Genomic DNA, 22,183 nt, shown 5'->3' on the forward strand with positions numbered 1-22,183 from the left:
CTGGTGCGCGGTCGTGCACCAGGACCCTGTGCCTGCGGTGGGTTCGTCAGTTGACCCCGGCCGCCGTGCACTCCGCCGCGAACTGCGGCGTGCACACCTGGGCCTTGGTCGCCGCGCCGGAGTCGATGACGTCGCTGATGTTCGCCTTGACGATGGCCTCCGGCGTCAGCATCACGGACTTGACGAGCTTGCCGGTGACGGTGTCGGGGACCATCGCGGTGGCGGTGTTCGCCGGAGCGCCGGTGGCCAGGTCGATGGCCAGTTCGGCGCCGGCCGCGGCCTCCTTCGCGGGGTCCTTGAAGACCGTCATGCACTGGTCGCCGTCCAGCACCGACTGCAGCCCGGCGACGGTCGCGTCCTGGCCGGTGACTGGGACCTTGCCGTTGAGGTGGTGCGCCTTCAGGACCGCGATGACCGACTGGGCCATGCCGTCGTTGGCGACCAGGACGCCGCTGATGTTCGGGTTCGCGGTGAGCATCTGCGAGAAGGTCTTGCCCGCGAGGGTGTTGTCCCAGCCGGCGATGGACTGGTTCGGGCCCTTGATGTAGCTGCCGTCGGCGTAGCGCGGGGCGAGGATGGAGTTGTAGCCCTGCGCGAACAGCGTCGCGTTGTTGTCCGTCGGGGCGCCGTTCACCTCGGCCACGACCGGCTTGACCACGCCCGCCAGGCACTGCGTGAGGCCCTGGCCCTGCTGCTCGCCGACGTCGACGTTGTCGAAGCTGACGTAGTAGTCGGCGCCGCCGCCGAGCGTGAGGCGGTCGTAGTCGACGGTGGCCACGCCCTGGGCCCGGGCCTGCGCCAGCACCGCCGAGCCGGAGGTGGCGTCCAGGTCGACGATGACCAGCACGTTGACGCCCTCTTTGAGCATCCGGTCGGCGATCGCCTGGAACTGGCTCTTGTCGCCCTGCGCGTTCTGGATGTCGTAGCGCACGCCCTTGGCCTTGAACGCGGCCGTGAGGGCCGGCCGGTCCTCGGTCTCCCAGCGCGCGGAGGACGTGGTGTCCGGAAGGATCACGCCGACGAAGGGCGAGCGCCCCTTCGCCGATCCGCCGGAGTTACTGCTGCAAGCCCCCAGAGCGAGTGCCGCGACGGTGCCGGCCGTCATGGTCCGGATGATCAGGCTTCTCATCGTTGCTTTTCCTTAAAGGGTGCCGAAGGCGCACACCATCGTCTGCTTGTTCTGTGGCGGATCCGCGGTTCTCGCGCGGCATCCTGGCGGCAGGTGGCGGTGCGGACAGGCTTGACGCGGGACAGCCCTCACGCGTCTTTGTCAGGGCGGCCAACGAATTGCTCTTTTGGAGGATTGAAAAAGTATGGGGCACGGCCCGGTGAGCGCCAGGGGTGTGCGGTCCAAATCTCGCCACCGGGCCGTAACGATTCGGAAACGTGGCATTCGGCGGTTGGATGACCTGGGGCGGGTCGGTTCAGTGCGGTTTGTGCTCGGACGACTGCGCGGCGTGGGGGCCGGCGCGCGGGTCGGATTCGTACGCTGAGTACCTGTGATGTCGCTTTGCGCGGCGAGATTCTGGCGGGATCCGACGGGGTCTGACGCTGGTCGGGGAGGGTTGTCGAATGGGTGACAGTGCGCAAGCAGGCCACCGCGTTGTCCGCGGACTCACGGAGCGTCGGAGAGAGTGAACTGCTTGATGATGTTGTCAGGCTGTAGTCGCGTGGTACGAGACTTACACCCGCGAGCCGCCCCGAATTTGGTGTGTGCTTTAACAATCTCGGTCACGTTTGGTTGCGCTCGGTTGTACCGGCGAGTAGAACGCGTGACGTGAGCGAGATTCTGAGCGAACCCGCATCCGACAACCGCCCGGCCATCGACGAGTTCCTGCGTGCACACGGCGCCGCGGACATGCCGCACCCCGGCGGCACGCTCCTCAACCATCTGGAGCGCGTCAGCCGCCGCCTCGCGGACTGGGGCGCGCCGACTGAGGTGCAGACGGCAGGCCTGTGTCACGCGACGTATGGCACCGACGGCTTTATGCCATCTCTGCTTAATCTGAGCGACCGTCGCGTCCTGGTCGACCTGATCGGTGAACGCCCCGAGGCCCTGGTCCATCTCTATGCCAGCTGCGACCGCGCGGCGACCTACCCGCGCCTGCGCGCCGGCGAGCGTCCGGTGTTCCGGGACCGCTTCGCACAAGCCGACCTCCAGCCGGCCGCCGAGGATCTCCGCGCGTTTCTGGAGATCACCGCAGCGAACGAGCTCGACGTGTTCCAGCACAACGCCGATCTGGCCGCTCGCTACGGTCCGGCGATGTATCGGCTCCTGGAGCCCGTCAGCACCATGCTTTCCGCCGCCGCGTGGGACGCGGTCCGGGGTGAACTCGGAGGCGGCGCCGCGCGATAAAGCCGCGCGATGGAGCCGCGCCATGAAGGCGTGCCACGAAGGCGCGCCATGAAGGCGCGCCATGAAGTGGTGACGTCTGCGTCTTGACGCTCCGCAGGATGCTGCTTACTCTCCTTTCTGGTTAGGAAAGGTTACTAACGAAAACGGTGCGTCGGCATCCCCGCTGGTCAAGCTGCCCAGCGCCACCGCCACGTTCCACCTGCGGCCGCCTTCTCGCCCCATCGCGGCCGCGTCCCCACAGCCCTTCCGACGAAAGGGGAACCAGCAATGAAGACACCCCCACGGCGCCTGCTCACGGCGCTCGCAGCCCTCTGTCTGGGCATCGGTGCGGCCCTCGGCCTGATCGCGGCCCCGGCGCAGGCGACCGGCAAAACCCCGGCCGCACCGGCGGCCCAGACGGTCCAGGCAGTCCGGGCGGCGGCATCGGGCACCACCGAGCAGACGTTCCTCACCTTCTACGGTTGGTGGGACAACACGCCTCCGGGCGGCGTCATCTCCTATCCGCAGATCCACCAGACCGCCGGCGGGACCGGCACCTACTCCGATCCGATCACCTTCGCCACGGACTCCAGCGAGCAGCCGCCCGGGACGATCGTCTACGTCCCGCGCGTCGGCAAGTACTTCATCATGGAGGACAGCTGCGAGGAGTGCAGCGCGGACTGGACCGGCCACGGGCCCAACGGCGGTCCCAACCTGCGGCACCTCGACCTGTGGCTGGGCGGGCAGGGCGGCAACGCGTTCAATGCCATCGAATGCGAGGACGCGCTGACCAACTACAACTCCGACGGCACGCCGTCCATGGAGCCGGTGATCGTCAACCCGCCGTCGAACGAGACGGTGACCTCCGAGCCGATCTTCAACACCAGCACCGGCGCGTGCTACGGCGGCGCGAAGCCGACGATCACCGTCGGGCAGTACAAGAACGTCTCGACCGGCAAGTGCATGACCGACCCGAACGACAGCTCCTCGTCCGGGGTGCTGCTGGTGACCGCGGCGTGCGACAGCTCGGCGGGCCAGCAGTTCACGTTCGACGGCACGTTCCTGCAGATCAACCACCTCTGCGCGGACTACTCGACGTCGCAGATCTCGATGCAGAAGTGCACGGCGGGGCCGAGCCAGCAGTGGTCGTACAACACCGACCTGACGTTCACCGACATCCAGTCCGGCAAGAAGTACATCAACGACTCGTCGGGCAAGGTCAAGGCCGGTAGCAGCTCCAGCACGACGAAGACGTGGACGTTCATCCCGGGGCAGAGCGGGTCGTCGAGCGACTTCTCGCTCTCGGCGTCCCCGTCCTCGGCCTCCGTCGCCGCCGGCGGCACCGCGACCGCGACCGTGTCCACCGCGGTCACGTCCGGCAGCGCCGAGTCCGTCGCGCTGAGCGCCAGCGGCGGGCCGGTGGGGTCCACGGTCAGCTTCAGCCCGGCGTCGGTCACCTCCGGCGGCAGCTCGACGCTGAGCGTGGCGACGAGTTCCACGACGGCTGCCGGGACCTACCCGATCACCATCACCGGCACGGCTTCGTCCGGTACTCACACCGCCACTTACACGGTGACGGTGACGTCGTCCTCGGGCGGCGGTTGCACCGCGGCGCAGCTGTTGGTCAACCCCGGTTTCGAGAGCGGCACCGGGAGCGGCTGGACCGGCACGTCCTCGCTCGGCTTCAACCCGATCACCAACAGCACGAGCGGGGAGCCGCCGCACTCGGGGTCGTGGGAGGCGTGGCTGAACGGGAACGGCAGCAGTGACACCGACACGGTTTCGCAGAAGGTGACGATTCCGTCCGGGTGCACGGCGACGCTGTCGTACTGGCTGCATGTCGACACGACGGAGAGCACGTCCAGCGCCAAGCCGGACACGTTCACCGTTCAGCTGCTGAACTCGTCGGGCACCGTGCTCACGACGCTTGCGAGCTTCAGCAACTTGGACAAGGCGAGTGGGTACGTGCAGCACAGCAGTGATGTTTCGGCTTATGCGGGTCAGAGCGTCACGGTGCGGTTCACCGGTACGGAGACCGACAAGAACGGCGGTACGACCAGCTTCGTGCTTGACGACACGGCGTTGAACACGAAGTAGTCGGCCGTTGGTGGTAGGCCGTAGGCCGTAAGCCGTAAGGCGTCGGCCTTGGTTGGGCTCTGGCTGAGCTCTGTCCGGGTCCTGGCTGAGGTCTGCCTGAGGTCTGGCTGCGGTCTGGCCAAGCCCCATTGTGGTGGGTGCGCTTTCCCGAATAGGGGGTAGCGCACCCACTTCTCCTGTTCCCGGCGGGGTCCTCGGTCCGTCAGAATCCTGATGGGGATTTCGGCTGAGGGGGAAGCGTGCTGACAGGTGGGGAAGCGAACGGCAAGGTTTTGCGTTCGGCGTTGTTCGTCGACTTCGACAACGTGTTTATCGGATTGCGGGACTCCAGTCCGCGTGCGGCGGAGGTGTTCAGTCGGTCGCCGGAGGCTTGGCTGGGTTGGTTGAGTCGCGTTCCAGAGGTGGTTCAGGTCCCTAGCGGCGAGGGTCCGGCGGAGGGTCTTGAGCCCGAATCGCAGGGGACGGCGCGGCGCTTGCTGCTCACTCGTAACTGCTACTTGAACCCGGTGCAGGACACCAAGGGCTTCCGTGCGTTCTTCACGCGCGCCGGGTTCCGGGTCGTGGACTGCCCTTCGCTGACGCAGCACGGTAAGAGCAGCGCGGACATCCACATGGTGATGGATATTCTGGACATTCTTGCGCATCCGGTTCGCTATGACGAGGTGATCGTCATGAGCGCGGATGCGGACTTCACGGCGGTGATGCTGCGTTTGCGCAGCCATGATCGGCGGACGGTGAGTGTGTCGAGCAGCCCGGTCGCGCATGCCTACCGCGCAGCTTGCGATCTGGTCGTCTCCGACGAGGAGTTCACTCGGCAGCTGTTGGGCTTGCAGCGTTCGGCGAGCAGCGTGGGCGTCGCCGCGGACGGCGGGCTGTCGCAGCTCTCGCAGTCCAGCGGGCTGCCGGAGGGTATCGAGGAGTTCATCGAGGACCTGGTCCGCAAGTCACCGAAGGCGGTCTCGCACGCCAGCATCGCCAGCCAACTCATGAAGAAGTTCGGCCGCGGCCAAACCGTCGGCGGCCAGTGGTTCGGCTACGGAGCGTTCGGCGACGTCCTGGGCTCGCTGACGTTGACCCTGGACGACCAGCCGCTGGTGGTGGACTTCGCGACACCGGGATACGTCCTGGACCCGGCGCGCCACAGCCGGCCAGTCCCGACGCCGGACGCCACCGAAGGCCTGGACCCGGACCTGGCCGCATTCATCACGGCAGTGCACTCCACCACCGGCATGCCCAAACTCGCCCCGGCGACCTACCGCGGCCTGTTCGAGCAGATCCACGCAGAGGTCAGAGACCTGCTCGCAGCAGGCCAACCGTACGTAGTGGAGTCCGTGGCCGGCGCCGTGGCACAGCGCTGCTACGAGGCGGGCATCCCGGTCACGGTGAGCCAGGTGAAGTTCGTCCTGCGAGGCTATGAGCTGTCGGGCTACTGGCGCGGCGGCCCGCAGGGCTCGTCGGCAGCGGACCTGGCGAACGCGAGCCGCGACAGCGCGCTGGCACGATGCGTGCAGATGGGGATTCCGGGGACTGACGAGAACTTGGCGCTGCTCGACCGGTGGTTGGTTGAGGAGTAGCGGGGGTGCTTGGTGGGTGACGATGCGCTGGCGGGTGCGGTTGGGGCGTGGTTTACAGGCGATTTTTACGGCTTCGCCTAAGGTTTGGTGACCTCGCGGGGGGACGCAGTTCGGTTGAGCCCGGCTGGTTGCGCTGGCGGCCGCCGGTTTTCGTGGGCACGACCGCGCGATGGTCCGACTCGCGCTGCGGTGCGTTGGCGGCCGGCGGTGCAGGTGTGCACGACCGCGAGGCGGTTGGAGTCGGTGCCAGTGACGCGTTGGCGGCGGGTGGCTGTCGGTGGCGCGTGCTATATCTATTTATAAGGGGCGACAATGCCCTAACAAAATGCCGCCCGGCCCGACTCGCACCACCAGGAAGCGTTGACGGCCGGCGGTTTTCGCGTCCACGACCACGCACGGGTCCTAGTCACTGCGCACGCGTTTGGTCTGGCGGCTGGCGGCCGCGTTTGGTGGGCGCCTCGAGGCCTCCGGCGGGCACTCTACAGCGAGGGGGCGACCCGCGCGTGCTGCTGTTTGGCGGCGGCCCGCGACTGTTCGGCTCTACTTCACGCTGTTGCCTGCGCCGCGCTGGCCGGTGGCAGTCGCTGCTTGTGGTCGCCGAGGTTCTGGGTCCCTCGCCGCGTCGTCGCCGTAAACGGAACCAGTCCGGTCTGGCGGTGTCCAGCCGGATCGCTGCTGCTGTGGTCAGGCCTCGTTCGGCTGGACACCACCGGCCCGGACAGGTTGGCTTCGCCCGTCGACGCGGCGAGGGACCCAGAACCAACACCCCACATGGTCCTTCGGACCCCCTAGCCACATGGCCGGTCGCGCAGCCCCGTCGCCACCCGCAACCACCACGGCACCGGTTCTCACCGGAACCAGCAACCTGGTCACACCGGCCCCGCTCACCGCTCCCGACCGCCGGCCGCCAGCGCAACCCGCGCCGCTCAGCCGAACTGCGTCCCCCTGCGAGGTCACCAAACCTTAGGCGAATCCGTAAATCGCCTTTGAAGCTCCAGGCCGACCGCACTCGCGCAGCACACCGAGCCCCCGCCAGCGCCGCCCGCACCCCCTACTCGTCCTCAGCCCCCTTCAGCTCCCAACCGCCCCGCCGCCGCACCACCGCCAGGTAGTACACCGCCGACACCGCCGCGATGCCCAGCGTTGTCCACAGGCTCGGGCGGCCGACCTTCGGGTCCTGGAAGTTCTCGTAGACCACGTATCCGATCGCGCCCAGTGCCAGCACCGGTGCCACCGGCCAGGCGGGCATGCGGTAGGCGGCGTGGGTGGTGGTGCCGTTGCGGCGGCCGGCGATGGAGGACAGGGCCAGGGCGGCGTAGACGGCGATGATCGTTGTCGAGGTCACCACCAGGAGGAAGGTGTCGTCGGCGAAGCAGAAGCCGGCGCTGACCACGCCGGTGGCGATGGTGGCGATCCAGGGGCTGCCGAACTTCGGGTGGATCGCTGCCAGTGCTTTGCTCACCGGGGATGGCCAGGCTGCGTCGCGGCCGGTGGAGAAGACCATGCGGGCGGTCACCAGGATGATCGCCAGGACCGCGTTGAAGATCGCGATGGCGATGGCCAGGCTGATCGCGTCGTTGACTGTTGAGTTCGAGGTCGCGGTGATGAAGTACTTCATCATGTTGTCCGCGCCGAACAGGCTGGGCAGGTTCGGGGCGCCGATCAGGACTGCGGTGGTCGGGATCAGCTCGGCCAGGACCGCGATGGCCAGGGCCCACAGGATGGTTCTGGCGATGCTGCGGGGGGCGTCCTTCGTCTCCTCGCCGAAGTAGACCGCTGAGCCGTAGCCGTTGTAGGCGAAGATGGCGACGGCGGTGGCCGCGCCGATGGTGCCAACGCCGACTGCGGTCACCGTCGAGCCGCCGGCTGCGGCGGCCACCGGGTGCGCTATCAGGTCGGCGAGGGAGCGCTTGGGGTGGAAGAAGCCCAGGGCGCTGACGACGATCAGGGCGATCATCTCGATGGCCAGGAAGATGCCGGTGACCCAGGCGTTCAGCTTGACGTCGAAGACCGCCAGGGCCGTGGCCAGCAGTGTCGTGACGGCGGCGGTGACCGCGACGTCCAGATGCGGGAACAGCACCTCCAGGTACGTCCCCACGCCGAGCGCGATGACCGCGACGATCAGCAGCTGCGTGACCAGGATCAGCCCCAGCACCACGAAGCCCGGCAGCCGGCCGAGCGCGCGGGCGGTGATCGCGTACTCGCCGCCGGACAGCGGGAACGCCGAGGACAGCTCGGCGTACACCAGGGCCATGAAGACACCGACGACGCCGGCCACCGCGAACGCCCAGAACGCGCCGGTCCCGGCCTGGCCGACGACGCCGGGGCTGATGATGAACACGGACGAGGCCGGGGTGGTGGCCGACAGCGTGATGAACAGGGTTCCGAGCATCTTCAGCCCGCGGTGCAGCCGGGGAGGGTGGCCGTCCTCGGCGGTTTCGGTGGAACGGGACGGGGACGTGCCTGAAGCAGTCATGAGGCGTCCTTCCATCGGAGTTCTTTGAAGGAGCATCAAAGAACTCGGTGCGGGCTGACGTCAAGACTCTCGGTGATAACGAGTGAGTAACCCCTGTTCCAGGGGGTGCATGGTTCGGTGACCGGCGATCACGACTTGCGTTCTCTGGAAAATATCAAGAGAATTCAGAACCATGGGGAGACCGAGTAGAGCCCACGAGAAGCGCGCCGAGCTCGTCGAGGCGGCGCGCCAGGCGGTCCTGGAGCGCGGCGTCGCCGGGCTGCGCATGCGCGACGTCGCCGACCAGGCCGAGATGACCCCCGGCGCGGTCCAGTACTACTTCCCGACGCTGACCGACGTCCTGCGCGAGGTGCAACGCGAGGCCGTCGAAAGGTTCTGCGTCGACCGGGAGACGGCCGCCCGCGTCGAACCGGACCCCCGGCGGCGTCTGGTCGGCATGATCCGCTCGGGCCTGCCGGCCGGGAGCGACGATGAGCTGGTCCGGTTGCTGCTGGAGCTGGGTACGTTCGCCCGTCGCGATCCCGCATATTCGGCGCAGCACGTCCGGCTCTACGAGCGGCAGGTCGCGGTGTACGCCGCGATCCTGGAGGCCGGAGCGGCGGTCGGGGTGTTCACCCTGTCCCGCGACCCGAACACCATCGCCCGCAGCCTGGTCCTGCTCGAGGACGGCCTCGGGCTGCACCTGACCCAGGCCGTGCCGCCGCTGGACGTCCGCGCCGCCGAGACGATCCTGCTGGCCTACGCCGCCGACGCCACGGGCTGCGACCTGACCGCCGTGGAAGGACTCTGATGACCGGTGCCGAACGCCTTCGGGCCCGAGCCCTCGGCCTGCCCCTGCCCGGCACCCCGGGGCCGCACAACGCGATCACCGACGTCGCGGGCGTCCACATCGGCGAGACCACGCTCATCGAGGGTGACGCGGTCCGCACCGGTGTCACCGCGATCCTGCCGCGCCCGCCGGAGACCGTCGAGCAGCCCTGCGCCGCCGGCTGGTACTCGCTCAACGGCAACGGCGAGATGACCGGCACGGCCTGGCTCAGTGAGACCGGCACCCTGCGCCTGCCGGTCCTGATCACCAACACGCACGCCATCGGCGCGGCGCACCGCGGCGTGATCGACTGGACGGTCCGCGAGAAGCCGCACGTCGCTGACGAATGGCTGCTGCCGGTCGTCGCCGAGACGTGGGACGGCTACCTGAACGCCATCAACGCCCCCACGGTCCAGCCGCACCACGCCGTCGCCGCGATCGACGCGGCCCGCCCCGGCCCGGTCGCCGAGGGCTCCGTCGGCGGCGGCACCGGCATGAACTGCTACGGCTTCAAGGGCGGCAACGGCACCGCCTCGCGCCGCGTCGGCTACGGCGCCGAGACGTACACGGTCGGCGCGTTCCTCCAGGCCAACTTCGGGTCTCGCAGGGAACTGACGATCTGCGGTACGCACGTCGGACCCGCGCTGTCCGAGGACAACCCGATGGAGGACGCCGGGCGCCGCCAGCCGCCGGGCTCCGGTTCGGTCATCGTCGTCATCGCCACCGACGCCCCGCTGCTCCCGCAGCAGTGCACCGCGCTGGCCCGGCGCGTCCCGCTCGGGCTGGCCCGCACCGGGACGACCGGCTCGCACTTCTCCGGCGACCTGTTCCTCGCGTTCTCCACCGCGAACGAGGACGCGTTCGGCCGCGGCATGGGATTCCCCGACGGCGAGCCGGGTTACGGCGCGCTGCGGTTCATCCCCTGGAACCGGATGGACGCGTTCTACGAGGCGGTCGTCGAGGCGGTGGAGGAGGCCGTGCTCAACGTGCTGTTCGCGTCGCAGACCATGATCGGACGCGGCGGGCACCGGTCGCCGGGGCTGCCGGTGGCCGAGGTGCTGCGCCTGACCGGCGCGTTCTCACATTCCGGTTGAGGGCATCTCACGCTCCGGCTGCCGTTGTCTGCGCCGCTGGTCAGCTGGTTACCGTCGCCGAATGCGCACTCCTCGAACGAACGTCCGGGCCGCCGCTCTCGCCACGGCGGCGGCCGCCGCCCTGATCGTCGGCGTCGTCCCGGCCGCCGCCGCCTCTGCCGCCGCCGCCTCTGCCTCGGCCGCGCCGCAGCTGCCGGCCTGGACCGTCCTGACCGACGCGTCCGGCGCCGGACACGGCGACATCTTCGTCGCGCCCTCCTCCTCCGACGCCAAGTACGCCAACGGCGTGGAGATCCTGAGCCCGGACGGCAGGAAGACCGTCTGGTCGCACCAGGTCCCGGCCGGGTTGTCCGCAGCGGACTTCCGTGCGCAGACCTACCACGGCAAGCCGGTGCTGACCTGGTGGGAGGGGACCGGCCTCGGCGGGCTGGCGTCCGGCACCGACGTCATCTACGACGCGAGCTACCACCAGATCGCCGAAGTCCGCGCCGGCAACGGCTATACCGCCGACGGCCACGAGTTCGTCATCACCCCGCGCAACACCGCGCTGATCCTCGCCTACACGCAGAAGACCGCCGACCTCACCTCCATCGGCGGCTCGTCGCACCAGAAGGTGATCGACGGCGTCGTGCAGGAGATCGACATCGCGACCGGCAAGGTGCTCTTCCAGTGGAACAGCGCCGACCACGTCCCCTACTCGCAGAGCGAGCAGCCACTGCCGGCGTCCCCGGACACCCCCTGGGACTGGTTCCACATCAACGCCGTCAAGGTGGACGGCGACAACCTGCTCGTGGACGCGCGCAACACCTGGACCGCCTACGAGATCTCGCACGCGACCGGCAAGGTGCTGTGGCAGCTGGGCGGCAAGGCCAGCTCCTTCAAGCTCCGGACCGCCGCCGGCCAGGAGCTGAACACCGCAGGGTCCTTCTTCGCCTGGCAGCACGACCCGGAGCCGCTGGGCGGCGGCCGCTACAGCTTCTTCGACAACGAGTCCGCCGGTATCGCCAACACCGGCAGCGGCGCCGTCGCCGACTACCCCTACAGCCGGGTCGTCACCGTGCAGCTCGACCCCCGCAAGCATGTCGCGACCCTGATTCGCTCCGACGCGCAGCCCGCCGGGCTCACCGCGTCCTCGCAGGGCAACGCGCAGCCGGAGCGCGGTGGCCGGGTGTTCGTGGGCTGGGGCGCGCTGCCGTACGTCTCGGAGTTCGACCGGACCGGTGCGGTGGTCTTCAGCGCCGAGTTCCCCGCCGGCGTGAACACCTACCGGGCCTACCGCTTCGACTGGAAGTGACCGGAGTGGTTCGACCGGATGTAAGGAGTGTCAGCACTCTGGGGTTCTAGCGCGATCGTCGGACCGGGGCCAGAATCGGTGGCCGGGCACCATCAGCCACAGTGCCCTGATACCGAATCGGAGAGTACATGCCCCTCCTTCGTCGGCGCCGGAGCGCCGTGTTGACCTGCTTGTGCGCGGCGGCGCTCACTGTCACGGGGATACCCGTGGGCGCCGCGTCCGCCTCCGCCGCACCGTCCACCACCGTGGGCCTGCCGGTGATCGTGGTCATGGCCTCGCACGCCGCCGACCGGGCGGCGACCGACTCCGCCCAGGCACCGTTGCTCAGATCGCTCAAGTCTTCGGGCGGCCGGAACGTGCGGTCGCTGACCGTTATCAATGCCCTGAGTGCGACCGTCTCGCCGGCGGAGGAACAGGCGCTGCGCAGCGATCCGAGCGTCGCCGAGGTCGTGCCGGACGCGGCGATCAAGGTGCGGAGCGGCCTGACCCTGCCGGCTCTGCCTGCGGCAGCGGCCACGGGCACCAGCAACGGCGCGAGCAAGGGCAACGGCGCGGTACGTGCGGCGTCGTCCGTGACCCTCCCGTCGGGGACCTGCGCCGCGAACGGCGGCGTGCAGCTGAACCCGGAGGCGCTGGAGTCCGTCAAGGCCGACTCCGACGTGCCCGGTGCCAAGACCGCCCGCTCGCTCGGCTACACCGGCGCCGGCGTCACCGTCGGCGACATCGCCGCCGAGATGGACGTCAACACCCCGGACCTGATCCGGCCCGACGGCTCGCACGTCATCGCCGACTACCAGGACTTCACCGGCGAGGGCGGGACCGTCTTCGCCGGCAACGAGATCGAGTCCATGCTCGACGACGGGATGATCGCGGCGCAGGGCGACCACGTCTACAACCTGCAGGACTACACGTCCTCGGCGCTCGGCAAGCCCTGCCTCATCCGGCTGGAGGGCGTCGCGCCCGGCGTGACGCTGGACGCCTACAAGGTCTACGGCGAGAACGACCTCACCACGACGTCGGCCTTCCTGGAGGCCATCGACTACGCGGTCACCGTCGACCATGTCAATGTCCTGAACGAGGAGGCCGGCAGCTTCCCGATGCCGGACACCAGCGCCGACCTGATCAAGGCCGCCAACGCGGCCGCGATGGCCGCCGGCGTCACCATCACGGTCCCGTCGTACGACGCGGGGAACCAGAACACGATCTGGTCGCCGGCCTCGCAGCCCGGCGTCATCGCCGTCGGGGCGTCGACCACGTTCCGCTCCTACGCGCAGGACGACTTCAAGGGCTACGACGACATCGGGGCGACCGGATACGTCAGCGACAACATCAGCTCCCTGTCGTCCGGCGGTGCCACCGAGCAGGGACGCAGCATCTCCGTCGTCGCGCCCGGGGACCTGGACTGGATGATCTGCACTCCGGACAAGACCATCGCGCCCGACTGTGTGAACACTCTGCGAAAGCCGAGTCCGGTGTTGCAGGAGGGCGGTACCAGTGAGTCCGGCCCGCTGGTCGCCGGTGTCGCGGCGCTCGTCATCCAGGCCTACCGCTCCGGCCACGCCGGCGCCAGCCCGACCCCGGCGCTGGTGGACGAGCTGATCGAGAGCACCGCGGACGACCTGGACGTGGTCGGCTCCGAGCAGGGCTCGGGGCTGGTGGACGCCTATCGCGCGGTCGAGGCGGCCAAGTCCGTGCACACTCCGGACGGCAACGGCGTCGCGAGTGGCAACACCCTGATCATGGGTGCCGACCAGTTCGACGCGACCGCGGCTCCCGGCGCGGTGCAGCACTTCACGACCAGCCTGACGAACACCGGCAGCAGCACGCAGACCGTCAGCCTGGCCGGGCGGACGCTCAGCCCGACCAGCGTGGTGGCGAACCGGACCGCGCAGCTGGCGAACGGCGGGTCGACCTACGTCGACCAGCGTGGCGTCACGAACAACTACGTCAAGGTGACGTTCCAGGTGCCGCCGGGGCAGGATCGTCTGGACTCGAACATAGCCTGGCCCGGTGTCCAGCAGGATTCGGTGAACCTGGTGCTGCTCGACCCGAACGGCAAGCTCACCGCGAACAGCCTGCCGAACGGGAACGGCAACCACGGGCACGTGGACGTGCACAATCCGGTGCCGGGCACGTGGACCGCGGTGATCTCCGATGACAACACCGCGCACGGCTACACCGGGAAGGTGCTGTTCAACGCCGCGGTGTCGCGGTTCGTGCCGTTCTGCCAGGTGAGTCCGTCCACTGTGACGCTGCGGCCGGGTCAGTCCACGACCATAGCCGTGAGCGCGAAGACGCCGGCGAGTGCCGGGGATCTGAGCGCGTCGCTGGCGATCAGCTCGCCGCAGTCGGGGCGTAGCTCCATCCCGATGACGCTGCGGTCTGTGGTGGCGATGAACGGTGGCGTGGGGACGTTCTCCTCGGACATCCAGGGCGGCAACGGTCGCGGCGGTGTTCCGGCGCAGAGCGAGTTCTTCGTCGTGAACGTCCCGGCTGGGAAGCCGGCGCTGGACGTTCGTACTGCGCTGGCCGGGCACCGGACGGACCCGTACTTCGTGTACCTGGTGTCGCCGGACGGCCAGAACCCGGCGCGTGCCTCGAACCTCACGCAGGAGGGCAGCGGGGCGAATCAGCAGACTGTCGCGAGTTCCGGAACGCAGGTCAGTGTGCTGAGTCCGCAGGCGGGTCAGTGGACGGTCATCGTCACCTTCACCAACCCGGTCAACGGCGACGCCCTGGACACGACTCTCCATGGGGAGGTCGACTTCCACGGCGTCGGGGCTGTGGCCGGCGGTGTTCCGCAGGGCGGGGTCGCTGCGCGGGGCAAGCCGGTGACGATGAGCTTCACGGTTCACAACTCGTCGCAGGGTATTGAGTCCTACTTCCTGGATCCGCGGCTGGACCAGTCCGTCACCATGCCGCTGGCCTCGACGACGCCGTCGGCGAACCTGACGCTGCCGCTGTCCGGGGTCGCGCCGGTGCCGCAGTGGATCGTGCCGACGCGGACGAGCCAGGTCTCGATGTCGGTCACGTCGACGGCGCCGGTCCAGTTCGACTCGTCGCCGTTCAACGGCGAGCCGGACGTCGGATCCACGGCCGTGGGCGACGACGCGTTCGCGAGCTACCAGGCTCCGCGGCTCGGCGGGAGCGTCACGCAGGGGGACTGGGACGTCGTCCCGCAGCCGAGCGGGGCGTTCGGCGGGACGAGCGGTACCGCGACCTCCACCGCGACGGTGTCGATGACGGCCGTGAGCCAGGCGTTCAACGGCGACGCGGTGTCGAACACCGGGGACTTGTGGCAGCTCGGCGTGAACCCGAACGCCGCGTTCACGCCGGTGGTCGTGCAGCCGGGCGGCGACGCTACGTTGACGCTGACGGTGACGCCGAGCCAGGTGGCGGGGAGCGCGGTGTCGGGGGTGGTGTACCTCGACGACGCCACGGCGCTGAGCAACAACGGTCCTTCGCCGACCGGGGATGAGCTCGCCGCTTTCCCGTACCACTACACGGTTCAGTAGCGCTGTACGCACTGTAAGTGCTGTAAGCGCTGGATACCGCTGCGCTCCCGGTTCGGATTCGTTGGATTCGTCGGGGGCGCGGCGGTTCCTGTTTTCGGCTCATTGGGGCTCGGATTACTCGATTCCGCCGCCCGGATTCTGAGGTAGTTTCCTCAGCATGAACAATCTTCGCCTCGCGGACGGTCGGACTCTGGAGTACTTGGTGGCGGGCCCCGAGGACGGGACGCCGCTGGTCTTCCACCACGGCACGCCGTTCGCGGCGATCGTGTTCGATCCGCTGGTCGAGGCCGCGGCGCGGCATGGCCTGCGGACCGTCGTCTACAGCCGCCCCGGGTACGCCGGCTCGTCGCCGCAGCCGGGCCGCACGGTCGCCTCGGCCGCCGAGGACACCGCCGCCCTGCTGGACGAACTGGGCGCCGAGCGCTTCGTGACCGTCGGCTGGTCCGGCGGCGGCCCGCACGCCCTGGCGTGCGCCGCGCTGCTGCCGGGGCGCTGCGTGGCGGCGGCGACGCTGGCCGGCGTCGCGCCGTTCCACGCCGAGGGGCTGGACTGGCTGGACGGGATGGGTGCGGAGAACGTCGACGAGTTCGCCGCGGCCACCACCGGCGCGGAGCCGCTGACGGCGTACCTGAGCGAGCAGGCGGCCGCCATGGCCGACGTGCAGGGGCCGCAGATCGCGGCGGCCCTCGGCGACCTCATCTCGGAGGTCGACCGCAAGGCCCTGACCGACGCCTTCGCCGAGTACGCGGCCGAAGCCTTCCGCAGGTCGGTCTCCGAAGGCGTCGCGGGCTGGCGCGACGACGACCTGGCCTTCATCGCCGACTGGGGCTTCGACCTCGCGCGCATCCAGACCCCCGTCGCCATCTGGCAGGGCGCCGAGGACCGCATGGTCCCCTTCGCCCACGGCCGCTGGCTGGCGAGCCACGTCGGCGGCGCCACCGAGCGGCTGCGGCCGGCAGAGGGGCACCTTTCGTTGGTGGTTGGTGGGTTCGGGGAGATGGTCGGGGAGCTTGCGGCGCAGTTGGGGTGATGCGGCCGGCGGCGGGCAGGGATGGCACGCTGCGGGGGCGTGGCAGGTCAAGCAGCTGAGGTGGCCTGGAACGGCGAGTACTGGGTGGTGCCTGGCAGCGGGATGTGGGCGACCATGAGCGCGAGGTCGTGTGCAGTGTCGCTCTCAGCAGGACGCGCAGCCGCCAGGATCAGGTCACGGACCAGGTCGACGGGACCGGCGCCGGTCGTTGCCGGTCCCTGGTCAGGGTCTTGGGCCAGCAAGGCAGGAAGATCGTTGACGCCGCGCTGGAGCAGGCCCTTCGTGTAGAACGCAACGAAGGATCCTGCCGGAGCGGCCACGGATGTCTCAAGCCAACTGTGCTGTCCCGCGTCGAGTGGCGAGCCTGTGTTTTCGTCGAGTGTCAGCACACTGCCGTTCGGCAATCGCATCATGGGAGGGATGTGCCCGGCGTTGGCGTAGGTCAGGGTCTGGTGCTCAGCGTCATGGACGCAGTACACCAAGGTCGTGACCGCAGATATTGGGTAGCGGCGTCCTAATGCGTTTGCGCGACGGCTGACGTGCCGCAAGAGCTCCGCGGGTGGCACGTTTCGAGACGCGCGGGCTCGGACGATCGCCCTGAGTCGCACCATGATGTCCATCTCGGTGGCAATGTGCTCGCGGGAGGCTGTCCCAGGGACGACGACGTTGCCGACTACGAGCCCGGTGCGGCCCTGGTCGATGGGAATGGTGTCGTACCAGCCGCCCCTGATGACGAGTTCGTGTTCCCTTGCCGATGTTGCACCCGTGGTACGCAGCACCGTCGGCAAGTAGCAGGCCGCGAGGCGAAGCTCTTCCGATTGGACCAGGACGCCGGGCATCGCCTGTTGGAAGCTTGGCGGCAACTCTCCTCGGTGGTCTCCCACCGCCTCATCGGCTGTCGCCAGCTCCTTCTCGATGCGAGGGCCGGCGGTGAGCAGCCCGAGGGCGAAGCGTGTGCCGACCAGCACGCGGGTTACGGGCAACGCATCCGGGCCTTGCATGATCTCGTGGAGCTCGGCGCTCCACTCGTCGAGCAGGTCGTCACGGACTGCCGTGCCAAGGCGGCGGCCGGCCAGCCGTAAGATGGCGACGGGTATCTTGTCCAGCCGACCTCGGACTTCCTTACTCGTCAGTTCTCCCAGCGCGGTGCTCGCGAGTCCGGCTGCCGCGGCGAGCGCCGCTACCGTCAGCGCGTTCATGCCGGTCCTGCTTCCGGACGGCCGACCAGCCGCGGAGCTGGAAGGCGTACCAGATCGTTAACGCCGGCGAGCGCGCGCTCGGCGGCGTCCGCGCCCTCGGCGCTGAGTCGGTACAGGCGGCGCGCGGGCCGTCCCACGAGGGCTGGATCGACGCTTTCGATCTCCTTGACCAGCCATCCAGCCCTTTCCAGGCGGGCAAGTACGGGGTAGAGCTTGCCGCTCGCGAAGCCTGTCTGCCGCATCAGGTCGTATCCGTAACGCGGCTCGGCGGCATCCTCAAGGAACGCCTTCAGTACGGCGGCCACGGCAAGAGTCACACGGACTTCGTCCATACGTAGAAGTCTTACATAGGGTGCTGCGATGGTCCAGGGTCGTAAGGCCGATATACGCTTCCGGAGCTGCCGAGCAAGGCACAGCGCGGCGTTCGCGCGCGTCAGTCGCCTGCGCAGCCCGCATCGTCTGCCCTCAGCACGGCAAGCCACTCGTGCCGTTCGGTCAGCAGACCCGCACGCGAAGCAGCGTCGCCGTCGTCGCCGATCGCCACGCCGTTGACGTATGCCGCGTTGAGCGTCAGCCCGGTGCCTGCCAGCAGCAGCTCGAAGTCGGCCGGTGTGTAGCAGCGTCCCGTCTGTGTGTGGGCCCGCTCGGGATGGTCCTGCTCCCACCACGTGTCGATGTAGCGGCAGCCGATCGGGTCGAAGTCGATGCGCTCGGTCAGCGCGTAGCGGTACCCGTCCTGCGGGCGTGCCGCCTTGTGCTCGACTTCGCCGGCCCAGCGGGACCACGCCAGGGGGTTGGCGACGTCGATGAGCGCCACGCCGCCGGGGGCCAGCCACTCCTGCGCGATCCGCCGCAGCAGGACGCGTTGGTCGGCGTCCGTCCCGATACCGAACCCGTTCCAGTAACAGATGACGTCGAACCGTCGGCGCGCGGCGAAGCGGTAGAAGTCCGCGTAGGCGAAGCCCAGCGTGCCCGGCGCGGCCTCGTCCAGGTAACGCCGCGCGAACTGAAGGCGGTCGCTGATGTCGATGCCGAGGACCTGGAAGCCGCTCCGTGCCGCCAGCGCCGCCGTGCTCCCGTAGCCGCAGCCGAGCTCAAGCATGGTCGTGGCCTCGGACGTGGCAGCCGAGGCCGTCCGTACCAGCGCCACGCGTTCGTGGTCCCGCTCCGTGACGCCCGACTCCGCAGGGCCCCACCAGCGTCCGGTCGTCGAGTAGAAGTCCCTGGACCAGTCCATTCCTGGGAGTGTGCCAGGGGACTGGATCACCCGGCATCCCCATTTGCCGCCGCCGCCCTCACGCTCCCGAGCCCGCGACCGCGCGGCTGAAAGCCCGCCGGTACGCCGTCGGCGTCGTGTTCAGCGCGCGCCGGAAGTGCAGGCGCAGGTTGGCGGCCGAGCCCAGGCCGCAGTCGTGCGCGACCAGGTCGATGGAGTGGTCGGTGGTCTCCAGCAGCTCGCGGGCCAGGCTCAGGCGCGCGCCGACCAGCCACTGCAGCGGCGTCGTGCCTGTCTCCTCGACGAAGCGGCGGAGGAACGAGCGCTCGGACATGGCGGCGTGCCCCGCGAGGCGTGTGACGCTCAGCGGCTCGTCGAGGTGCTCCAGGGCCCACGCTCGGGTGTCCGCGAGCCCTGTGTCGCCGGCGTCCGCGACGGGTGCGGGTACGTACTGCGCCTGGCCGCCCTCGCGGTGCGGGGCGGCGACCATGCGGCGGGCGATCTCGTTGGCCACGCCGGCGCCGAGATCCCGGCGCACGATGTGCAGGCACAGGTCGATGCCGCAGCACACCCCGGCCGACGTGAGGATGTCGCCCTCGTCGACGTAGAGCACGTCGCGCTCCACGTGCACGGCCGGGTAGCGCTCCTCGAGCTCGTCAGTGTGCTGCCAGTGCGTGGTGGCGTGCAGCCCGTCGAGCAGGCCGACCTCGGCCAGGGCGAATGCGCCAGTGCAGATCGACACCACCCGGCGGCCCCGGTCGCGGGCCGTGGCCAGCGCCTCGGCGACCGCCGGGGGCAACGGCTCGCGCGGCGCCCCGGGCTCCGGGTCGAAGCCCGGCACGATCACCGTGTCGGCCGCGGCCAGCACATCGAGTCCGCCGGCGACCGCCACGGCGAGGCCGCCGGCGCCCGAGACGGAACTGGCCGGCCCGCAGACCGAGACCTGGTAGGCGTTCTGTGCGCGCGAGCCGAAGACCTGAAGCGGGATGGCGAGGTCGAGCGGGGCCATCCCGTCCAGTGCCAGCACGGCGACTCGGTGGAGGACCATGGCGGTATTCTAACGAAGATAGGCACTTCTGCCACTCGTGGGGATCTGCCGACGTCAGCAGGCTAGAAGCGTGACCTCTTCCATCGAACAACGCGCTGAAAGCAAGGCTGAAAGCGCGACTGAAAACCTTGTACGGCCCGCAAGTCGTCCCAGCACTGGCCCCAGCCCCGGCCTCGCCACCGGCACCGGCACTGGCACTGGCACAGGCACAGGCACAGGCACCCTGATCCTGCTGGCCTCGATCGTCGTCTCGTTCCTCGCCGCCTCCAGCGCCCCGACCCCGCTCTACGCGACCTACGCGGCGGAATGGCACTTCTCACCGATCACCACCACCATCGTCTTCGGCATCTACGCGATCGCCGTCCTCCTCTCCCTCCTCATCGCCGGCCGCCTGTCCGACCACATCGGCCGCCGTCCCGTCCTCCTCGCGGCACTCGCGCTCCAAATCGCCGCCGCGCTCGTCCTCACCACGGCCGGAGGCGTCGGAACGCTCCTGCTCGGCCGCGTCCTCCAAGGCATCGCCACCGGCGGCGCCATCGGCGCGTTGGGAGCGGCGATGCTCGACGTCGACCGCGGCCGCGGCACCCTCGCCAACGCCGCCGCGCCCGGCATCGGCACCGGAGTCGGGGCGCTGCTGTCCGGATGGCTCGTCCAGTACGCTCCGGCGCCGACGCACCTGGTGTACCTGGTCCTCGTCACCGTGTTCGTGGTGCAGGGCGTGGCGGTGGTGCGGATGCCGGAGACCGTCAGTCGCAAGCCCGGCGCACGCGCGGCGCTCCGCCCGGAACTGGCCGTGCCCTCCGGCCTGCGCGGCCCCGTCCTCGCGGCGGCGCCGATCCTGTTCGCCGTCTGGGCGCTCGCCGGCTTCTACGGATCGCTCGGTCCGGCCCTCGCCCGGCACCTGTCCGGTTCGACCTCGACCGTCGTGGCAGGCCTCGGCCTGTTCCTGCTCGCGGTGACCGGGTCGCTGTCCGCGCTCGTCCTCGACCGCACGCCGCCACGCCGGGTCATGGTGCTGGGCATCGCGGTCCTCGCGGTCTCGGCGGTGGCCACGCTGGTCGCGATCAGCAGCGGCTCGACGCTCGGCTTCTTCGGCAGCACGCTGGTCGCCGGCCTCGGATTCGGCGCCGGCTTCCAGGGCGGCATCCGCACGGTCGTCCTGCGCGCGGCGCCGCACGAGCGATCCGGCGTGCTGTCCGTCCTCTACATCATCTGCTACCTCGGTATGGCAGTACCCTCAGTCGTCGCCGGGGTGCTCGTCGTCCACGGCGGAGGACTCATCGACACCGCGCGCGGGTACGCCGTGTTCATTCTCGTGCTCTCGGCGGCGGCGCTCGCCGGATTGGTGATGACGGACAAGGCAGCCTCCCAAAAATAGGCTCTCACCTGGTTGGTTTCCAAAGGGAAGCTGTGGACCTTGCAGGTAAGTACATCTCTGGAGATAGCTTCATTCCTGGTCGGTGGAAACGCCGGAAGAACCCTTTCCCAGGTATGCATTCAAGGAGATGACCCATGTCCGAAACGACGATGCGCGCGATCGTCCAGGACGAGTTCGGCGGCCCCGAGGTCCTGAAGCTCGTCCGGATCCCCAAGCCCGAGCCGCTGCCGACCGAGGTGTTGGTGCGGGTCCACGCCGCCGGCATCAACCCCGTCGACTGGAAGACCCGCGCGGGCAGCGGCATGGCCGGGGTGCTCGGCGCGCCTCCGTTCGTGCTCGGCTGGGACGTCTCCGGCGTGGTCGAGGCCGTCGGCTTCGGTGTGACGACGCTGGAGGTCGGCGACGAGGTGTACGGCATGCCGTGGTTCCCGCGCGCGGCCAACGGCTACAGCGAGTACGTCACCGCGCCGGCCCGGCAGTTCGCGCGCAAGCCGGAGACCGCGACCCACGAGCAGGCCGCCGCCGTGCCGCTGGCCGCGCTGACCGCGTGGCAGGCGCTGGTGGACACCGCGAAGGTGCAGGCCGGGCAGCGCGTGCTCGTGCACGCCGCGGCCGGCGGTGTCGGGCACTTCGCCGTGCAGCTCGCCAAGCACGCCGGCGCGCACGTCGTCGCGACCGCCAGCGCCGGCCGGCACGAGTGGCTGCGGGAAATCGGGGCCGATGAGGTGATCGACTACACCGCGGTCCGCTTCGAGGACGCGGTGCAGGATCTCGACGTCGTCATCGATCTCGTCGGCGACGCCCACGACAAGACGTCGCTGCGCTCGGTGCAGACGCTGCGGCCCGGCGGGCTGCTCGTCGCCATCCCGGCCGGTGTCTCGCCGGAGCTGGCCGAGGCCGCTGCCGAGCGCGGCGTGCGCGTCACGCCGTTCCTGGTCGAGCCGGACGGACCGGCGCTGGCCGCGATCGCCGGGCTCATCGACGCCGGTCACGTCGCGGTCGAGGTCGAGGCGGTGTTCCCGCTGGAGCAGGCCGGCGAGGCGCACGTCCGGGGCGAGGCGGGGCGCTCGCGGGGCAAGCTCGTTCTGCGTATCGCGGGCTGACTCGGAATCAGAACAC

16 protein-coding genes are annotated in these 22,183 nt (G+C 69.4%); 10 read left to right on the forward strand and 6 right to left on the reverse strand.

All coding sequences use genetic code 11. The features are described from left to right. Positions 1-46: 46 nt before the first annotated feature. Entirely contained in the window at positions 47-1,129 is a 1,083-nt protein-coding gene (locus tag ABH920_RS20330) for a sugar ABC transporter substrate-binding protein (protein WP_370350616.1), read from the reverse strand. Between the two features lie 648 nt (positions 1,130-1,777). Between ABH920_RS20330 and ABH920_RS20335 the strand changes: the two genes are divergently transcribed. The 3 genes from ABH920_RS20335 (at position 1,778) to ABH920_RS20345 (ending at position 6,006) form a co-directional block, all read left to right on the forward strand. Beyond that, a complete protein-coding gene (locus ABH920_RS20335) occupies positions 1,778-2,356 on the forward strand; it encodes a DUF6817 domain-containing protein (RefSeq protein ID WP_370350617.1) in 579 nt (192 codons plus the stop codon). A gap of 267 nt (positions 2,357-2,623) precedes the next feature. Further along, on the forward strand, positions 2,624-4,432 hold the full coding sequence (locus tag ABH920_RS20340) for a ricin-type beta-trefoil lectin domain protein (protein WP_370350618.1): 1,809 nt from the start codon (positions 2,624-2,626) through the stop codon (positions 4,430-4,432). A gap of 239 nt (positions 4,433-4,671) precedes the next feature. After that, positions 4,672-6,006, forward strand: coding sequence for an NYN domain-containing protein (locus ABH920_RS20345; RefSeq protein ID WP_370350619.1), 1,335 nt, complete (start codon positions 4,672-4,674; stop codon positions 6,004-6,006). Between the two features lie 1,051 nt (positions 6,007-7,057). Here the strand turns inward: ABH920_RS20345 and ABH920_RS20350 are convergent. Beyond that, positions 7,058-8,482 carry an APC family permease gene (locus ABH920_RS20350; RefSeq protein WP_370350620.1) on the reverse strand — a complete coding sequence of 475 codons (1,425 nt, stop codon included), beginning with the start codon at positions 8,480-8,482 and terminating at the stop codon, positions 7,058-7,060. A gap of 172 nt (positions 8,483-8,654) precedes the next feature. Here ABH920_RS20350 and ABH920_RS20355 point away from each other — a divergent pair, with 172 nt between their 5' ends. The 5 genes from ABH920_RS20355 to ABH920_RS20375 all read left to right on the forward strand — a co-directional run bounded on the left by ABH920_RS20355 (position 8,655) and on the right by ABH920_RS20375 (position 16,223). Further along, the gene (locus ABH920_RS20355; RefSeq protein WP_370350621.1) at positions 8,655-9,272 is read left to right on the forward strand and encodes a TetR/AcrR family transcriptional regulator; all 618 of its coding nucleotides are present in this window, start codon (positions 8,655-8,657) and stop codon (positions 9,270-9,272) included. Further along, positions 9,272-10,384, forward strand: a complete 1,113-nt coding sequence (locus ABH920_RS20360) for a P1 family peptidase (RefSeq protein ID WP_370350622.1) — start codon at positions 9,272-9,274, stop codon at positions 10,382-10,384. The genes ABH920_RS20355 and ABH920_RS20360 overlap by 1 nt, the downstream gene beginning before the upstream one ends. Positions 10,385-10,445: 61 nt before the next feature. Then, positions 10,446-11,678, forward strand: a complete 1,233-nt coding sequence (locus ABH920_RS20365) for an arylsulfotransferase family protein (protein WP_370350623.1) — start codon at positions 10,446-10,448, stop codon at positions 11,676-11,678. A 206-nt stretch (positions 11,679-11,884) separates the two neighbouring features. Then, positions 11,885-15,193 (forward strand): hypothetical protein, encoded by a 3,309-nt coding sequence (locus tag ABH920_RS20370; RefSeq protein ID WP_370350624.1) that lies wholly within the window; start codon positions 11,885-11,887, stop codon positions 15,191-15,193. 157 nt (positions 15,194-15,350) lie between these two features. Continuing rightward, positions 15,351-16,223, forward strand: a complete 873-nt coding sequence (locus tag ABH920_RS20375) for an alpha/beta fold hydrolase (protein ID WP_370350625.1) — start codon at positions 15,351-15,353, stop codon at positions 16,221-16,223. 47 nt (positions 16,224-16,270) lie between these two features. Here the strand turns inward: ABH920_RS20375 and ABH920_RS20380 are convergent, their stop codons facing one another. From ABH920_RS20380 to ABH920_RS20395, 4 genes are all read right to left on the reverse strand, one after another. After that, positions 16,271-17,422 (reverse strand): PP2C family protein-serine/threonine phosphatase, encoded by a 1,152-nt coding sequence (locus tag ABH920_RS20380; RefSeq protein WP_370350626.1) that lies wholly within the window; start codon positions 17,420-17,422, stop codon positions 16,271-16,273. Then, positions 17,419-17,754 carry a PadR family transcriptional regulator gene (locus tag ABH920_RS20385; RefSeq protein ID WP_370350627.1) on the reverse strand — a complete coding sequence of 112 codons (336 nt, stop codon included), beginning with the start codon at positions 17,752-17,754 and terminating at the stop codon, positions 17,419-17,421. The genes ABH920_RS20380 and ABH920_RS20385 overlap by 4 nt, the downstream gene beginning before the upstream one ends. A gap of 101 nt (positions 17,755-17,855) precedes the next feature. Continuing rightward, a complete protein-coding gene (locus tag ABH920_RS20390) occupies positions 17,856-18,659 on the reverse strand; it encodes a class I SAM-dependent methyltransferase (protein WP_370350628.1) in 804 nt (267 codons plus the stop codon). A gap of 58 nt (positions 18,660-18,717) precedes the next feature. Further along, positions 18,718-19,686, reverse strand: coding sequence for a GlxA family transcriptional regulator (locus tag ABH920_RS20395; RefSeq protein WP_370350629.1), 969 nt, complete (start codon positions 19,684-19,686; stop codon positions 18,718-18,720). Between the two features lie 70 nt (positions 19,687-19,756). On the opposite strand from ABH920_RS20395, the gene ABH920_RS20400 reads away from it, so the two are divergent. Together ABH920_RS20400 and ABH920_RS20405 are read left to right on the forward strand one after the other, a co-directional pair. Then, entirely contained in the window at positions 19,757-21,064 is a 1,308-nt protein-coding gene (locus ABH920_RS20400) for an MFS transporter (protein ID WP_370350630.1), read from the forward strand. A gap of 134 nt (positions 21,065-21,198) precedes the next feature. After that, positions 21,199-22,167: an NADP-dependent oxidoreductase gene (locus ABH920_RS20405; RefSeq protein WP_370350631.1), complete on the forward strand. Its 969-nt coding sequence runs from the start codon at positions 21,199-21,201 to the stop codon at positions 22,165-22,167. Positions 22,168-22,183: the final 16 nt, after the last annotated feature.

Origin of the sequence: Catenulispora sp. EB89 (assembly GCF_041261445.1) — a bacterium.
In the GTDB taxonomy this organism is placed as follows: Bacteria; Actinomycetota; Actinomycetes; order Streptomycetales; family Catenulisporaceae; genus Catenulispora.

Bases quoted from the DNA above. Each gene is read 5' to 3' on its own strand.
- ABH920_RS20365 (WP_370350623.1), top strand. From the start codon at position 10,446: ATGCGCACTCCTCGAACGAACGTCCGGGCCGCCGCTCTCGCCACGGCG.
- ABH920_RS20390 (WP_370350628.1), bottom strand. From the start codon at position 18,659: ATGGACTGGTCCAGGGACTTCTACTCGACGACCGGACGCTGGTGGGGC.
- ABH920_RS20375 (WP_370350625.1), top strand. From the start codon at position 15,351: ATGAACAATCTTCGCCTCGCGGACGGTCGGACTCTGGAGTACTTGGTG.
- ABH920_RS20405 (WP_370350631.1), top strand. From the start codon at position 21,199: ATGTCCGAAACGACGATGCGCGCGATCGTCCAGGACGAGTTCGGCGGC.
- ABH920_RS20355 (WP_370350621.1), top strand. From the start codon at position 8,655: ATGGGGAGACCGAGTAGAGCCCACGAGAAGCGCGCCGAGCTCGTCGAG.
- ABH920_RS20340 (WP_370350618.1), top strand. From the start codon at position 2,624: ATGAAGACACCCCCACGGCGCCTGCTCACGGCGCTCGCAGCCCTCTGT.
- ABH920_RS20380 (WP_370350626.1), bottom strand. From the start codon at position 17,422: ATGAACGCGCTGACGGTAGCGGCGCTCGCCGCGGCAGCCGGACTCGCG.
- ABH920_RS20350 (WP_370350620.1), bottom strand. From the start codon at position 8,482: ATGACTGCTTCAGGCACGTCCCCGTCCCGTTCCACCGAAACCGCCGAG.
- ABH920_RS20395 (WP_370350629.1), bottom strand. From the start codon at position 19,686: ATGGTCCTCCACCGAGTCGCCGTGCTGGCACTGGACGGGATGGCCCCG.
- ABH920_RS20360 (WP_370350622.1), top strand. From the start codon at position 9,272: ATGACCGGTGCCGAACGCCTTCGGGCCCGAGCCCTCGGCCTGCCCCTG.
- ABH920_RS20330 (WP_370350616.1), bottom strand. From the start codon at position 1,129: ATGAGAAGCCTGATCATCCGGACCATGACGGCCGGCACCGTCGCGGCA.
- ABH920_RS20385 (WP_370350627.1), bottom strand. From the start codon at position 17,754: ATGGACGAAGTCCGTGTGACTCTTGCCGTGGCCGCCGTACTGAAGGCG.